Origin of the sequence: Cryptosporangium sp. NPDC048952 (genome assembly GCF_043197895.1) — a bacterium.
Lineage (GTDB): Bacteria > Actinomycetota > Actinomycetes > Mycobacteriales > Cryptosporangiaceae > Cryptosporangium.
In genome coordinates this window covers 455,278-470,492 of record NZ_JBICTY010000002.1, presented here as the reverse complement: position 1 = coordinate 470,492, position 15,215 = coordinate 455,278, and the positions used below count along the sequence as shown (strand labels likewise).

Annotated in this window: 14 protein-coding genes; 4 read left to right on the top strand and 10 right to left on the bottom strand. The window is 71.3% G+C overall.

The genetic code is table 11. From position 1 onward, the window contains the following. Positions 1-3 precede the first annotated feature (3 nt). Entirely contained in the window at positions 4-1,581 is a 1,578-nt protein-coding gene (locus ACGFY5_RS10405) for an alkaline phosphatase D family protein (protein ID WP_392719300.1), read from the bottom strand. Positions 1,582-1,599: 18 nt separating this feature from the next. Beyond that, positions 1,600-2,187 carry a TetR/AcrR family transcriptional regulator gene (locus tag ACGFY5_RS10400; protein ID WP_392719299.1) on the bottom strand — a complete coding sequence of 196 codons (588 nt, stop codon included), beginning with the start codon at positions 2,185-2,187 and terminating at the stop codon, positions 1,600-1,602. A gap of 114 nt (positions 2,188-2,301) precedes the next feature. Between ACGFY5_RS10400 and ACGFY5_RS10395 the strand changes: the two genes are divergently transcribed. Then, complete coding sequence (locus ACGFY5_RS10395) at positions 2,302-3,783, top strand: MFS transporter (protein ID WP_392719298.1); 1,482 nt, start codon at positions 2,302-2,304, stop codon at positions 3,781-3,783. A 59-nt stretch (positions 3,784-3,842) separates the two neighbouring features. Here ACGFY5_RS10395 and ACGFY5_RS10390 read toward each other — a convergent pair whose 3' ends face one another. The 3 genes from ACGFY5_RS10390 to ACGFY5_RS10380 are packed head-to-tail and all read right to left on the bottom strand — an operon-like array spanning position 3,843 to position 6,801. After that, entirely contained in the window at positions 3,843-4,577 is a 735-nt protein-coding gene (locus ACGFY5_RS10390) for an ABC transporter permease (RefSeq protein ID WP_392719297.1), read from the bottom strand. Further along, a complete protein-coding gene (locus ACGFY5_RS10385) occupies positions 4,574-6,091 on the bottom strand; it encodes an ABC transporter permease subunit (protein WP_392719296.1) in 1,518 nt (505 codons plus the stop codon). The genes ACGFY5_RS10390 and ACGFY5_RS10385 overlap by 4 nt, the downstream gene beginning before the upstream one ends. Beyond that, entirely contained in the window at positions 6,088-6,801 is a 714-nt protein-coding gene (locus ACGFY5_RS10380; protein ID WP_392719295.1) for an ABC transporter ATP-binding protein, read from the bottom strand. Before ACGFY5_RS10380 ends, ACGFY5_RS10385 begins: the two co-directional genes overlap by 4 nt. Positions 6,802-6,889: 88 nt before the next feature. On the opposite strand from ACGFY5_RS10380, the gene ACGFY5_RS10375 reads away from it, so the two are divergent. Further along, complete coding sequence (locus ACGFY5_RS10375; protein ID WP_392719294.1) at positions 6,890-7,552, top strand: response regulator transcription factor; 663 nt, start codon at positions 6,890-6,892, stop codon at positions 7,550-7,552. Continuing rightward, on the top strand, positions 7,549-8,598 hold the full coding sequence (locus tag ACGFY5_RS10370; RefSeq protein WP_392719293.1) for a sensor histidine kinase: 1,050 nt from the start codon (positions 7,549-7,551) through the stop codon (positions 8,596-8,598). Before ACGFY5_RS10375 ends, ACGFY5_RS10370 begins: the two co-directional genes overlap by 4 nt. Positions 8,599-8,627: 29 nt before the next feature. Here the strand turns inward: ACGFY5_RS10370 and ACGFY5_RS10365 are convergent, their stop codons facing one another. Both ACGFY5_RS10365 and ACGFY5_RS10360 read right to left on the bottom strand, forming a co-directional pair. Beyond that, complete coding sequence (locus ACGFY5_RS10365) at positions 8,628-9,464, bottom strand: ketose-bisphosphate aldolase (protein WP_392719292.1); 837 nt, start codon at positions 9,462-9,464, stop codon at positions 8,628-8,630. After that, on the bottom strand, positions 9,458-10,513 hold the full coding sequence (locus ACGFY5_RS10360) for a 1-phosphofructokinase family hexose kinase (protein ID WP_392719291.1): 1,056 nt from the start codon (positions 10,511-10,513) through the stop codon (positions 9,458-9,460). The genes ACGFY5_RS10365 and ACGFY5_RS10360 overlap by 7 nt, the downstream gene beginning before the upstream one ends. Before the next feature lie 76 nt (positions 10,514-10,589). On the opposite strand from ACGFY5_RS10360, the gene ACGFY5_RS10355 reads away from it, so the two are divergent. Continuing rightward, positions 10,590-11,930 (top strand): PfkB family carbohydrate kinase, encoded by a 1,341-nt coding sequence (locus ACGFY5_RS10355; protein WP_392719290.1) that lies wholly within the window; start codon positions 10,590-10,592, stop codon positions 11,928-11,930. A 133-nt stretch (positions 11,931-12,063) separates the two neighbouring features. Here ACGFY5_RS10355 and ACGFY5_RS10350 read toward each other — a convergent pair whose 3' ends face one another. Genes ACGFY5_RS10350 through ACGFY5_RS10340 form a run of 3 tightly spaced genes read right to left on the bottom strand, consistent with a single transcriptional unit; the run spans position 12,064 to position 15,214 of the window. After that, positions 12,064-12,936 carry a carbohydrate ABC transporter permease gene (locus ACGFY5_RS10350; RefSeq protein ID WP_392719289.1) on the bottom strand — a complete coding sequence of 291 codons (873 nt, stop codon included), beginning with the start codon at positions 12,934-12,936 and terminating at the stop codon, positions 12,064-12,066. After that, on the bottom strand, positions 12,936-13,883 hold the full coding sequence (locus tag ACGFY5_RS10345; RefSeq protein WP_392719288.1) for a carbohydrate ABC transporter permease: 948 nt from the start codon (positions 13,881-13,883) through the stop codon (positions 12,936-12,938). The genes ACGFY5_RS10350 and ACGFY5_RS10345 overlap by 1 nt, the downstream gene beginning before the upstream one ends. Continuing rightward, positions 13,883-15,214, bottom strand: coding sequence for an ABC transporter substrate-binding protein (locus ACGFY5_RS10340; RefSeq protein ID WP_392719287.1), 1,332 nt, complete (start codon positions 15,212-15,214; stop codon positions 13,883-13,885). The genes ACGFY5_RS10345 and ACGFY5_RS10340 overlap by 1 nt, the downstream gene beginning before the upstream one ends. Position 15,215: the final 1 nt, after the last annotated feature.

The window sequence follows — 15,215 nt, the reverse complement described above, 5'->3', positions numbered from 1 at the left end:
GCGCTAGGCGCGTGGGGCACCGCCTGCTGCGCCGTCGGCCACGGGTGGGCCGTCGAGTTGGACGCCCGGCCGGCCGTTCTCCACGACGAAGCGGGCGGCGGTCCGGGCGCCGTCCGAGTGCGGATCGGTCACGCTGTCCACGACCCGCAACTGAACCCGCAGTGCGTCCGGCGTCAATTCGCCCAGCAGATACCCCCGCCGGGCGTCGACGTAGAGCCGCTGCGGGTTGTCGGCCCGCGTCTCGTCGTCCTCCCGGCGCAACGCGGCGACGTCCGGCTCCCCGCCCGACGAGATCGACGTCCCCGAGAACTCGGCCCCCACCACCGGCGACCCCTCGTCCCGCGGATCGGGATTCAACTGGCTCACCCACGTGCAGTGCTGGTCACCACTGAGCACGACCGGGTTCGCCGCCAGCCCCGTCCCGAGGAAGTCCAGCAACCGACGCCGCTGCACCCGGTACCCGTCCCAGCTGTCGAAGCTGTACTTCTCGCCGGGCCCGGCGCGGCCGTCGTTCCCGGCCAGCAGCACCTGGTTACCGAGCAGACTCCACCGCCCACCCGCGTTCGCCAGGCCGTCGAGCAACCACCGCTCCTGGGCGGGCCCGGTCATCGACCGCCACGGTTCTTCGGCCTCCTCGTTCGTCGTCGGATGCGCCGACCGGTACTGACGCGTGTCGAGCAGGTGGAGCGTCGCGAGGTCGCCGAACCGGAACCGCCGGTAGAGCCGCATTCCCGGACCGACCCGCACCGGCAGGTGCTCGACGTACGCCCGCAGCGCGGCTGATTTCCGTGCTTCGAACGGGACAGGGCTCGGCTCGGACGGGTTCGCCGCCCCGTCCCCGGTCCAGTTGTCGTCGACGTCATGGTCGTCGAGCGCCACGATCCACGGCGCGGCCGCATGCGCCGCCGCGAGATCCGGATCGGTGCGGTACTGCGCGTGCCGATTGCGGTACTGCTCGAGCGTGTACGGCTGACCAGGTCCGGTGTGGTTGCGCAACAGCCCGGGCCAGGGCGCGGCCTCGTAGATGTAGTCCCCGAGGAACGCGACGAAGTCCAGGTCCTCGGCGGCCATCGCGCGGTGTGCGGTGTAGTAACCGTCCTGATAGTTCTGGCAGGACGCGGTGGCGAACCGCAGCGTCTTCCCGCTCGACGCGGTGCGTGTCCGGCCCACGGGCGACACCTCGCCCCCGACCCGGAAACGATAGAAGTACTGGGCTCCGGGGCGCAGCTGCCTGACGTCGATGTGGAGCGTGTGGGCATGTTCGGGACGGGCAACGGCGGTGCCGGTGTGCACGAGCGTGCGGAAGCGTTCGTCCGCGGCGACCTCCCAGCGCACCGGCACCGGGACCGCCGGCATGCCACCACCGTCGAGCGGACGCGGCGCCAGACGGGTCCAGAGCACGACGCCGTCGGGTAACGGGTCACCGGACGCGACGCCGAGCGTGAACACGTCCTTGGGCAGCACGGTGCGGCGACGCGGAACGCGCGCCAGAGCACCGTCGGCGCCGACCAGCGCGGGCCCGAGAAACGTGGCAGTGCTGACGAGCGAGAGGAAGCGGCGGCGGGGGAGCGGATAGTCCATCGGCGTCCCCCAGAGGCGTTAGAGGCGGACCGCGGGAAGCAGGATCTCGTCGATGATCGAAATGAGGAAGTCCCGGTCGACGGGCTTGCGCAGGATCATCGTGCGGTAGAACGTCATCGACGGGGCGAGCAGCGCGAGGAAGTCGACGTCACAGTCGGGGCGGATCTCGCCGCGTTCGATCGCGCGGCGCAGCAGGAAGCGGTTCGCGTTGGCGCGGGGCTCGACCATGACGGCCTGCAGGGCGTCGCCGAGTTCGGGCTGCTTGGCGAGCATCGAGACGACGCCGGACATGATCGCGAGCTTGCGCTGGGCGTCCACGACGGTCGGCGGTTTGATCATCGCGACGAGGTCACCGCGGAGGGTGCCGGTGTCGGGGAGCGACGCGAGGTCTTCCTTCTTCATGCAGCCGACGGCGTCGATGACCAGTTCGGCCTTGGACGGCCAGCGGCGGTACAGCGTGGCCTTGCCGGCCTTGGCGCGTGCAGCGACCTGGTCGAGCGTCATCCCGTCGTAGCCGGTCTCGGCGAGCACGTCGAGCGTGGCGTCGAGGATCTCGGGGTCGCGCGAGTGATCGCGCTTGCGGCCCGGCTTCACGGCGGACGTCATTGTGGCCGCCTCCTGTTCTGCTGTAGTCCACCGATGGTACTTCAGAGTTCCGGAACTCGACAGTCCCGAAACTAGCCAGTTTCGAAACTCCGGAGTTCCGTATATGGTGGTTGCATGACCTCGACAACTATCGAGCCGTCCACGGGGGCGGCATCATCCCGACGCTGGTGGGCACTCGTCACCGTCGGACTGGCCCAGCTGATGATCGTGCTGGACATGACCGTGGTGAACATCGGCCTCCCGGCCGCGCAGTCCGACCTCGGGTTCTCCGACGGCAGCCGGCAGTGGGTCATCACGGCCTACTCGCTCGCGTTCGGCAGCCTCCTGTTGCTCGGCGGTCGGCTCTCCGACCTGATCGGCCGCAAGCGCACCTTCCTGGTCGCGCTCGTCGGCTTCGCCGCGGCGTCCGCCCTCGGTGGCGCGGCGCAGAGCTTCGAAATGCTGGTCGGCGCCCGCGCCCTGCAGGGTGTGTTCGGCGCGCTGCTGGCTCCCACCGCGCTCGCGGTCCTCACCACGACGTTCACCATCCCGCGTGAGCGTGCCCGCGCCTTCGGTGTCTTCGGTGCCGTGGCCGCCGCCGGTGGTGCGATCGGCCTGCTCGCCGGTGGTGTGCTCACCGAGACGCTGAGCTGGCGCTGGACGCTCTACATCAACGCCTTCATCGCCGCCGTCGCGTTCGTCGGCACGATCCTGTTCATCGAATCGGCGGTCCGCACCGGTCCGCGTCCGCGCCTGGACGTCCCTGGCACCGTGCTCGTTTCCGGTGCGCTGTTCTCGATCGTGTACGGCTTCTCGAACGCCGAGACCGACGGCTGGAGCTCCTTCTGGACGTGGGGTCCGCTGACCCTGGGCGTCCTGCTGCTGGTCGGGTTCATCGCCTGGCAGCGCCAGGCCCAGCACCCGCTGCTGCCGCTGAGCATCGTGCTGCACCGCAACCGCGGCGCCGCATACCTGGCGGTGCTGATCGCCGCGACCGGCATGTTCGGTGTGTTCCTCTTCGTCACCTACTACCTGCAGGGGACGCTCGGCTACTCGCCGATCAAGACCGGGCTGGCATTCCTGCCGATGGTGTTCGGCATGGCCACGGCCGCGCAGCTCTCCACGAACCTCCTCCTGCCCCGCTTCGGGCCGAAGATCCTGGTCCCGATCGGCCTGGGGCTCGGCGCCACGGCCATGGTGCTGCTGACCCGCCTCGACGTCGACTCGTCGTACGCGACCAGCCTGCTGGGCCCGCTGGTCCTGCTCGGCCTCGGCATGGGCTCGACGATGCCGGCCGCGATGCAGACCGCGACGCTGGGCGTCGACCGGCACTTCGCCGGCGTGGCGTCCGCGCTGGTGAACACGTCGCAGCAGGTGGGTGGCTCGATCGGTACCGCGCTGCTGAACACGCTGGCCGCCACCGCGGCGGCGAACTACCTGGTGGGGCACTCGCCCGCCGAGGCCGCGGTGCACAGCTACGCGGTCGCGTACTGGTGGGGTGCCGGGTTCTTCGCGACCGGCGCGGTGATCACGGCGATCCTGTTCAAGCGCCGGGTGTCGGAGCCGGTCGCTGACCTCTCGGTGGCCGCGGTCCCGGAGCCGGCCCTGGCTCACTGAGGTTCGTCCGCGAGGCGTGCACGCCGTGGAGGGCTATAGCCCCCCACGGCGTGCACGCCTCAGGCGTCTCGCGCGCGAAGCGCCAGCGCACCAGCTAGGAGTGCTAACGCCGCCCAGAGCGCGAGCACGCCCAGGCCGTGCCACGGCTGGATCGGTAGCTGGTCGAGACCGATCGTGGACTGCACCGCCAACCCCGCGTCCGACGGGCTGACCTGGCGCAGGTGCCGCTTCCAGTCCGGGTCGCTCAGCACGCCCGCGACGATCGGCGCCATGTAGAGCAGCGCCAGCACGAGCCCGGTCGCGCTCGCCGAGTTACGCGTGACGGCCGCGGCCCCGAGTCCGAGCAGCGCGATCAGCACCAGGTAGAACACCGACCCGAACACCGGCCGGGCGACGAAATCCTCGCCGAGCGCGGCGTGGCCCGCCGCCCAGGCGATCCCGACGCCCACCGTGCCGGCCGTCGCCACCAGCCCGCTGACCAGCGCTCCCTTCGCCGCGAGCACGGTGGCTCGCCGGGGCATCGCCGCGAACGTGAGGGCCACCATCCCGGTGCCGTACTCCCCGCCGATCACCCCGACCGCGAACACCGCCGCCACCGCCTGCCCCAGCTGGACGCCGATCAGCGTCAGCTTCATCGTGTCGGTCGCGCACGGGCAGTTCACCGTGGCCACCGCCAGTGCGCTCAACGCCGCGGTGGTCACCGCCACCGCGAGCACCGACCACACGGTGGCGGGTGACGTCCGGAGCTTGGTCCATTCCGCGCGCAGCGCATCTGCGGTTGGGCGATCGGTCATCGGACGTCCCGCCGACGCAACAGCACCACGGCGGCGGTGAACGCGACAGCGGTCCAGGCCAGCAGCACCGCCAGCCCTGCGGCGGGCGGCAGCGGGAAGTACCCGGCCGCCGGCACGTACAGGTTGTCGACGAACGCGTACTCGACGGCGCTCTGCTGCGCGGCGAACGCGGCGGCCGGCGTCACCGTCAGCACCCAGTCCGCGATGCGCGCCGGCAGCACCGACATCGCCAGCAGATACGGCAGTACGGTCAGGCCCAGGACCGCGGTCAGCGCCACCGCGCCACGCCGCAGTACGGTCCCGATCGCCAGCGCCAACACCGCACACAGCGCCAGCAGCAGCCCGGTGCCGACCACGATCCGGACCACCGTCGACGTCGGGACCGCGTTGATGTAGAGCCCGTTCCCGCGCATGGCACCGCTGCCCACCGGTATGGCGATCGCCGCGGCGACCGCACCCGCGACCGCGGCGACGCCCCCGATCACGACCGCCTTGGCGGCCAGCACCCGACCGCGCCGCGGCGTCGCGGCGAGCGTCACCCCGAGCATCCCGCGCCGGTACTCCGCGGTGACGAACATCGCGCCGACCACGACGAACAGGATCAGCCCGAAGAACGTCCCGGCGAGTGTCTGGGTCACGCTGAACCCCAGACCGTTCGCGCCGGACACCGCCGGGGCGATGTCGCCGTTCCCCGTCAGCGTGTAGACGCCGTTCTCCGCGCGCGAACTGCTCGCGGGCTGCGGCGGTCCCGGGCGCTGGGTGTCCGCCGAGTCGGCGTCCGTGCCGATCACCTCGGGGGTACCGCTCGGGCCGCCGACCTGCTGCGTCTTCCACGCCGCCGCGCTCGTCCCGTCGATCCGGACGTCGTCGAACACCGCAGTGGCAGTGGACGGACCACCCTCCGCACCGGTCAACCCGAAGACCTCCGAGGACACCTCCGCGAACTGCGGGGACGTGGCGAACAGCCCCACTTCCACGGCGCTCGGCAGGTCCAGCGTGGCGCTTCCCACTGTGGTCCAGCGGCTCCCGTCGGCCGAAGCAGCCGTGGTGACCGTGTTCCCGTCGCGGGTCAGGCGCAGCCACTGCGGGGTCCGGCGTCCGGCGGGGCCGGCCACGTCGTGCACGTAGTCGTACTGCATCCGGACGCCGTGCGCGCCGGTGAGCATCACCGCGGCGTACGACGTCCCCTGCTTCGCGCCGTCCTTCACGATCAGCCCGGCCTTGGACCAGGGCACCAGCTCCGGGTCGTTCGTGCCGGGACCGGCGAACTTCTCGCCGGTGAACGACGTGATCCGCGCGGTGATCGAGCCGTCGCCGGTGAGCGTGCGGTGCACGAACCGGAACGCGTCGGTGACCTCCTGCCCCTCCGGACCGGTCGGCAACCTGCACGACTCGTCGCAGGTACCGCCCGCTCCGGGTGCGATCGCGAGCGCGACGATCAGCAGCAGGCCGGCGACGATCGCGCCGACCCAGCCCCGGACGGTACGCAGTTTGGTCCACTCGGCGCGGATCACCGGAACTCCACCGCGCCCCTGGTGAGGGCCAGGTAGGCCTGCTCGAGGGAACCGTGCAGCCGGACCAGTTCGGGCACCGTCGTATCGGCGAGCACCCGTCCGCGGCCCACGACCACGAGGTGGTGCGCGGTGTCCTGCAGTTCACCCATGAGGTGGCTGCTCACCAGCACCGCACGGCCTTCCTCGGCCAGCGAGCGGAGGAACTCGCGCATCCAGATGATGCCGTCGGGGTCCATGCCGTTGAACGGCTCGTCGAGCATGATCGTCGGTGGGTCACCGAGCAGGGCCGCGGCGATCCCGAGCCGCTGGCGCATACCGAGCGAGTAGCCGCCCGCTCGGCGCCGGGCCACGTCGGTGAGGCCGGTGAGCCGGAGCACCTCGTCGACGCGTGTGCCGTCGAGCCCTTGGGAGTGCGCGAGCCACAGCAGGTGGTTGCGCGCGGTGCGGCTGGGCTGGAACGCGGCGGCGTCCAGCAGCGAGCCGAGCGTGCGCAGGGGCCGTCGAATCGCCTGGTAGGGCTGCCCGTCGACCAGTGCGGTGCCGTCGTCGGGGGCGTCCAGGCCGAGGATCACCCGCATCGTGGTGGACTTGCCGGCGCCGTTGGGGCCCACGAACCCGGTGACCAGGCCGGGTTGCACGCTGAACGTCATGCTGTCCAGCGCCTGGGTGGAGCCGAACCGTTTGCGGAGGTCGGTGACTTCGATTGTCATGGCCGTTGGGTGTACGCGGCGGGCGGTGTCACGGCGGTGTCCGTCGTTGACACTCGGCTGACACCCGACGGCTGGCACTGTGGGCGTCGTGAGAGTGCTGGTCGTGGAGGACTTCGAGATCCTGGCCCGGACGTTGGGCACCGGCCTGCGCCGCGAGGGACTGGCGGTCGACGTCGTCCTGGACGGGGAAGCGGCCCTCGAACGGCTGGCCGTCACCGCCTATGACGTGACGGTGCTCGACCGTGACGTGCCGGGCGTGCACGGCGACGAGGTGTGCCGCCGGATCACCGCGTCCTATCCGGCCTGCCGGGTGCTGATGCTGACCGCGGCCGGCACCGTCCGCGACCGCATCGACGGCCTCGACCTCGGCGCCGACGACTACCTGCCTAAGCCGTTCGACTTCGCGGAACTCGTGGCGCGGGTGCGTGCGCTGGGGCGGCGGCCGGGAGCGGGGCTGCCGCCGCTGCTCTCCGCGGACGACGTCTCCCTGGACCCCAGCCGCCGGGTGGCGTCGCGGGGCGGCCTCCGCCTGGACCTCTCCCCGAAGGAGTTCGCGGTGCTGGAATACCTGCTCGCGTCCGCCGGGCGCGTCGTCTCCGCGGAGGAACTGCTCGAACACGTCTGGGACGAGGCCGCGGACCCGTTCACCACGACGGTCAAAACCACGATCAAGCGTCTGCGGACGAAACTCGGCGAGCCGCCGGTGGTGCACACGGTACGGGGTGGGGGGTATCGGGTGGGGGAGCCGTGACGCTGCGGACGCAGTTGACGCTGCTGTACTCGGGCGCGTTCGTGGGGTGTGGTGCGGCTTTGGTGGGGATTCCGTTGCTGCGTTCGTCCCACACCTCGCCTGCGCCGGATTCCGGGGTGTCGCGGCCCCCGGCCGGGCCGACCCAGGCTGAGGTCGCCGCGCAGCACGACCTGATCGTCACGTCGCTGATCGTGCTCGCCGCGACGATCATCGTGGCGATCATGCTGGGCTGGTTGATCTCCGGACGGCTGCTGCGACCGCTGCGCACGATCACCGCCACGGCCCGGGACATCTCGGCGTCCAACCTGCACCGTCGGCTCGGATCCCACCGCCGGGACAACGAGTTCCGCGAACTCGCCGCGGTGCTCGACGACCTGTTCGCCCGGCTCGAAGCCTCGTTCGACGCCCAGCGCCGGTTCGTCGCCAACGCGTCGCACGAGCTGCGTACGCCGCTGACCGCGGAACGCACCCTGCTCCAGGTCGCGTTGGCCGACCCGGCGGCGACGGTGGACGACCTGCGGCTCGCGTGCCGCGAGGTGCTGACCCTCGGTGAACAGCAGGAGCGCCTGATCGACGCGTTGCTGACGCTCGCGGGCAGCGAGTCGGGCACGCTGCAGCGCGAGCCGCTCGATCTGGCCGCGGTGGTGAGCGCGGTCGTGCAGGACCGTGAGGTCACCGCGAACCTGGGGCCAGCGCCCATGGCCGGTGACCGGCACCTGGTGCGCAGCCTGGTGGTCAACCTCGTCGACAACGCCGAGCGGCACGGTTCGGGGTCGGTGACTGTCATGACGGGGGTGGCTCACGGCCGGGCGTTCGTGACGGTCGGCAACGGCGGGCCGGTGGTGCCACCCTCGGAGGTCGCGCGGTTGCTCGAACCGTTCCAGCAGCTGGGCGGGGCTCGGCTGCGTCAGGGGGGTGGCCACGGGCTGGGCCTCACGATCGTCCGAGCGATCGCCGACGCGCACCGCGCCTCGCTGACGGTGGAGCCCCGCGCCGCAGGTGGCCTCGACGTGACGGTTGGGTTCCCGCCAAAATCTGCACTGTGACGGGCGGCCAAAGTGCAGATTTTGGCGGCTCACTTCCCGGCGAGCAGCGCCGTGAAGTGAGCGACGGTCGCGGACATGGCGTCGCGGGCCGGGGCGATGTACTTGCGCGGGTCGACGAGCTTCGCGTCGGCGTCGAGGGTCTCGCGGACCGCGGCGGTGAACGCGGTGTTCAGGGCCGTGCCGATGTTGATCTTGACCATGCCCGCGGCCACCGCGGCGGTGAGTTCGTCGTCCGGGACGCCCGACGAGCCGTGCAGCACCAGCGGCACCGGCACGGCGTCGCGGAGTGCGGTGATCAGCGCGTGGTCGAGGCGGGCGGTGCGGTCGGTCATCGCGTGTGACGACCCCACCGCCACCGCGAGCGCGTCCACGCCCGTGGCGTCGACGAAGGCTCGGGCTTCTGCGGGGTCGGTGCGGACGCCCGGCGCGTGCGCCCCGTCCTTGCCGCCGACCTCGCCGAGTTCGCTCTCCACGTAGAGCCCGGCGGCGTGGAGGCTGCGGACCGCTGCCGCGGTGGCGGCCACGTTCTCGTCGTAGGGAAGTTTCGAAGCGTCGACCATCACCGAGTGGAAGCCGTTCGCGGCGGCCTGGGCGATGAGTTCGGCGTCCTCGACGTGGTCGAGGTGCAGCGCGACGCCGACGCTCGCGGAGTCGGCGACCGCGCGGGTCGCGGCGGCTAGGGGTGCGAGCCGGTTGCCGTGGAACTTCACCGCGTTCTCGCTGATCTGCAGGATCACCGGGGCGTTCGCGGCCTCGGCGCCGGCGACGATCGCTTCGGCGTGCTCGATCGTGATGACGTTGAACGCCGGAATCGCGGTCCCGGCCGCGCGCGCCGCGGCAACGAGCTCAGCGGTGGGGGTCAGCATGCGGGGGACTCCTTCACATCGGCGGTGGTCGGCGCGGCGCTTTCGGCGCTGCTAGCAAGCGGGGGGCCGGGGCGGGTATCGCCCTCGGCGGTCATGCGGGTGACGTTGATGGTGGTGCGGAAGCGGGTGGCTGTCTCGGGGTCGACGGTTCCGGCCACGGGGGCGGCGACGGCTGCGGCGGAGAGGGCGACCGCGTCGGCGAGTACGTCCGGCCAGGCAGCGCGGTCGCGTAGGCCGCGGGCGAGCGCGGCGACGGACGCGTCACCGGCGCCGGTGGGGTTCCCGGTGAGCGTCTCCGGCGGGCGGGCGCGCCAGAGTCCCTCGGGCGTGGCCGCCAGCAGCCCGTCGGGGCCCCGCGACACCACCACGGCCCCGGGCCCGAGCACCCGCACCGCACCGGCACCCCCAGCGATATTCGCCTCCGACGTCGGCCACCGCTCGTCGGCATCGTCCGCTCCGTCCTCCGCGTCGAGGACGAAGAGCAGTGTCCGGAGCTCGGACAGGTTCGGTTTGATGATGTCGGGGTCGGCGGACAGGGCGGCGCGGAGGGGGTCGCCGCTGGTGTCGAGGACCGTGCGGGCACCGGCGTCCCGGGCAGCCGTGATCAGCGTCGCGTAGGCGTCCACCGGCAGACCGCGAGGTAGGGAGCCCGACAGTACGACGACCGCCGCTTCGCGCACGAGCGACGCGTACCGGGCCTGGAAGGCGTTCCACTCCTCGGGCGTCACGACCGGGCCGGGCTCCCAGAACCCCGTCGCGTCGCTGTCGACGACAGCGACAGTGCGCCGCGTCTCGTCGGCGACGCTGTGGAAGTCCGACGCGATACCGTCCGCGATCAACAGCCGCTGCACGCGGGCGCCGGTGTCACCGCCGAGCAGACCCGTGGCCCGCACCGGCTCACCGAGCCCGTGCAGCACCCGGGCGACGTTCAGCCCCTTGCCCCCGGCACGTTCCTGCACCTCCGCGACACGGTGTGTCGCGTGCCGAACCAGCGCCTCGACACGATAGGTGACGTCGAGGGCGGCGTTGAGCGTGACGGTGAGGATCACTCCTGCTCCAGCTTCTGCGCGACTATGCTCGTCTCACTGCGGTTACGACCATAAACGATCACCGAGGGGCTGCGGAATGAACACTGAGCTCGATGTGCTGGTCGTCGGTGACGCGAACCCCGATCTCGTGCTCCGCGGGGACGTCGTGCCGCGCTTCGGGCAGGTCGAGCAGTTGCTGTCGGGCGCGGATCTCGTGCTCGGGGGGTCCGCGGCGATCACGGCCTCGGGGTGTGCGCGGTTGGGGCTGCGGACCGCGTTGCTCGCCCGGGTCGGGGATGACGTGTTCGGCGGGGTCACGCGGGGGTGGTTGGAGGAGCGCGGGGTCGCGCTGGTGAATCCGCGGCCCGCGGTAGGGGAGCCGACCGGTCTGTCGGTGATCCTGTCCGCGCCGGACGATCGGTCGATCCTCACGTTGCCGGGCACGATCCCGACGCTCGAGCCGTCCGACGTCACCGACGAACTGCTCGCCCGGACCCGGCATCTGCACGTCGCCTCCGTGTTCCTACAGCCGGCCTTGGCGGAGGGGCTCGCGGGGGTGTTCGCCCGTGCCCGGGCCCTGGGGGTGACGACGTCGCTCGACACGAACTGGGATCCCAGTGAGCGCTGGACCGGCATCCGCGAGCTGCTGTCCGGGGTCGACGTGTTCCTGCCCAACACCGCCGAACTCCTCGCCGTGACCGGCCTCGACGACGTCCCCGCCGCAGCGGCCACCCTGGTAGCCGCAGGCACCACCGTCGTCCTCAAAGACGGCGCCCGAGGCGCCCGCTCCTGGTCCCCCGCCACCTCACCCCCCGCCCGCAGCACCGCGTCCAGCTCCGCGCCCGCGTCCGGCGCCGCGGACGCGCCGGCCTCCGCGCCCGCGCCCGCGCCCGGGTCCGCGCCCGGGTCCGCGCCCGCGTCCGGCGCCGCGGACGCGCCGGCCTCCGCGCCCGGGTCCGCGCCCGCGTCCGGCGCCGCGGACGCGCCGGCCTCCGCGCCCGGGTCCGCGCCCGCGCCCGCGCCCGCGCCCGCGCCCGGGTCCGCGCCCGTGCCTGGCTCCGCGCCCGTGCCTGTTTCCGCGTCCGCGTCCGGTGCCGCGGACGCGCCGGCCTCCGCGCCCGCACCCGGCGCGGCAGACGCGCCGGCCTCCGCGGCCCGCGGCTCCGCTTCCGCGCCCGAGGCCGGCCCCGCGGCCGTAGCGGCGGCGCTCGGGGTCGTGGAGTACTCGGCGCCGAGTCTCCGTGTCGACGTCGTCGACACGACCGGCGCGGGCGACAGCTTCAACGCGGGATTCCTCGCCGCCCGCCTCGGCGGCTCGGACCTGCCCGACGCGGTCGCCTGGGCCGCCGCAGCCGGCTCCCTCAGCACCCGCGCCGCCGGCGGCACCGCCGCCCAAGCCACCCTCCCCGAAATCCGCGCCGCGCTCACCCCGGCCTGACCACCGACCCCCAGCGGCGACACACGGCCGCCGTCCCGGCGACGGCCACAATCCGCGGACGCCCGCCGCGGCGGCCGGGCTGCGCGGCTCGGTTGGGAGTGGGCCGCGCGGCCCGACCGGGTGCGGCGCGGCGTCAGCCCTTGAGGCCGCTGAAGGACATCGTCGCTATGAAGCGCTTCTGGGCGAACAGGAACGCCAGCACGAGGGGGAGCGTCGCGATCACGTTCCCGGCCATCAGCTGCGACCACTCCGTCCGCCGCATCCCCTGGAACGACGCCAACCCCACCTGCAGGGTGTACTTCGAGTCGTCGGTGATCGCGATCAGCGGCCACAGCAGGTCGTTCCAGCTGGACAACAGCGTGAACACCGCCAGAGTCGCCAACGCGGGCCGCGCCAGCGGCAACACGATCGACGTGAACGTACGGAACGCCCCGGCCCCGTCCAACAGGGCCGCTTCCTCCAACTCCACCGGCAGCGACAGGAAGAACTGACGCATCAGGAAGATGCCGAACGCCGACGCCAGCCACGGCACGAACGCCGCCGCCAGCGTGTCGACGATGCCGATCCGCGCGAACAGGAGGTACGTCGGGATCATCAGCACCTGGATCGGGATCATGACCGTCGCGATGATCCCGAGGAACGCCAGCCCCCGCCCGGGGAACTTCAACCGCGCGAACCCGTACCCGGCCAGCGAACACAGCACCAGGTGCGCGAGCACCGACACCGCCGACACCACCACGGTGTTGACCACCCACCGCACGATTTTCGACTGGGCGAACAGCGTCTGGTACCCGTCGAAGTGGATGCCGCGCGGAATGAACTCCGGCGGGAACTTCGTGATCTGCGCTTCGGGCATCAGCGACGTCAGCACCATCTGCACCAGCGGCAGCACGAAGATCAGCGACAACGGCATCAGCACCAGGTGCCACGCGCTGAACGGCAACCACCGCCGCTTCCGCGGTGCCGCCACGGGAGTCGGTGCGACCGCCGGAGGAGTGCCAGCCATCAGAACACCTCCGATCCACGCCGCCGCCCGTACCAGACAACGAGCACCGTGAGCACGAGCGTCACCGCGAACAGCAGGTAGGCCAGCGCCGCGCCGTACCCGAGCCGCCGTGTCTGGAACGCCAGCTCGTAGATGTAATAGACGACGGTCTGCGTGCTGTTCAGCGGCCCGCCGCGCGTCGAGGTGTAGATCAGGTCGAACAGCTGCAGCGCGGTGATCGTCTGCCACACCGTGGCGAACACTGTGACCGGACGCAGCTGCGGCAGCGTCACGTGCCGGAACACCTTCCACGGCCCGGCGCCGTCGACGATCGCGGCCTCCACAAGCTCCTTCGGCACATCCTGCAACGCGGCCAGATAGATCACCGCGACGAACCCGATCTCCCCCCACAGCGCAATGACGACGATGGTCAGCAGCGCCTGGCTCGGGCTCTCCAGGAACCCCTGCGTGGGCAGCCCCAGCGACCGCAGCGCCTCGTTCACCATGCCGAACTGCGGGCTGAACACGTACCCGGCGAGGATGCCCGTGGCCGCCGCCGAAGCCACGTACGGCACGAAGATGCACGTGCGGTAGAAGCCGATGAACCGGATCTTCCGGTTCAGAGCAACTGCCACGAACAACCCGATGACGATCGACGCCGGCACGAACGTCACCGTGAGCAGCAACGACTGACGGGCGGCGTCGGCGGCGTTCGGATCGTCGAGAAGGCGCTGGTAGTTCTGCCACCCCAGGTCGCGCGGCGGCGCCACCCCGTTCCACTTCGTCCGGCTGATGAAGAACGCCCAGATGGCGGGGAAGATCGACAGACCGATGACGACGACGGTCGCGGGGCCGGCGAACGCCCAGCCGGTCAGCGCGCGGCGGACCTCACGGCCGCGCGGGCGCCGGGGCGCGGACGGTGGTTTCCGCGCCCCGACGGCGAACCGCGGCGGGCTCGCCACGCTCACTAGTTGTCTTCCAGGATGCCGGCGGACTTCTCGGCGGCCTCGTCGAGGGCCTCCTTGGGCTTCGCCTTGCCCTGGAGCACCTTCGCGATCGCGTCACCGACGTTGCGGGACATCTCCTCGTAGCCCGACACCGTCGGGCGGGCCTGCTCGGCGTTCTGCAGGTTGTCGAAGAACTTCTGCCCGCCCGAGTACTGCTTCACGTACGACGTGAACTCCGGGGTGTCCTTCTCGGTGGTGCGCAGCGGCAGATTACCGATCGCGAGGTTCCACTTCGCGTCGACTTCTTTGCTGGTCAACCACTGGAGAAAGGCGCGGGACGCACCGGCGCGGTTGGCGTCGTCGTGGTTGTAGAGCACCCACAGGTCGGGGCCGGACACCGTCTGGTGGTCGCCGTTGACGCCCGGCAGCTGCACGACGCCGTAGTTCGTCTTGTGTTTGGCGAGCTCGAACAGCTCCCACGGGCCGGACATGATCATGCCGACCCGGTTGCTCCAGAACAGCGGCGAGTACTTCTCGTCGGTCTGGTCGAGGTACATCGACTTGTCGTCGACAGCGATCGCGCGCAGCGTCTCGAGGGCCTTGACGCCGGCGTCGCTGTTGAACGCGGGCTTCTTGCCGTCGATGATCTTGCCGCCGTTCTGCCACAGCAGCGGCCACAGGTGCCAGGTGGTGTCCTCACTGCCCGACACGGAGTACGCGGTGCCGTAGACGCCCTTCGCCGGGTTGTTCAGCTTCTTCGCGGCCTCCCGGTACTGCTCCCACGTCCAGTCGTCGGTGGGGTACGGGAGCTTGGCGGCGTCGAACAAGGTCTTGTTGTAGATCAGCGCGAGGTTGTCGACCAGCGCCGGGACGCCGATGACGGTGCCGTCGGACGCGGTCGCGGTGGAGCGGGCGGCAGCCGGGAACTCGTCCCAGCCGAACGCCGGGTCCTTCACGAAGTCACGCAGGTCCTGGGTGCGGCTGCTCTCGGCGAGCTCACCGGCCCAGCTGCCGAACGCGTAGGAGATGTCGGGGTAGTTGCCGCTGGTGAACCCGGCGGACAACTTCGTCAGCAGGTCGTCGGTGACCGTTGCCCCGGCCGACGTCTTGACCGTGACGTTGGGGTGCGCTTTGTGATACTCGGCGGCGAGTTCCTCGGCCTTCTTCTCCAGTTCTTCGGTCTGCCCGGTCCACCACGTGATCTCCACAGTGGCCTTCGGGTCGTAGCCCTCGGCGGCGTCCTTTCCGCTGCTCGACGGCGACGAGCCGTTGCAGGCTGACACGGCGAGCGCCGCTGCGACCAAAGTGGCCAGACCGGCGACCAACCGGCGACCGTGGGTGGAGGACCTCATC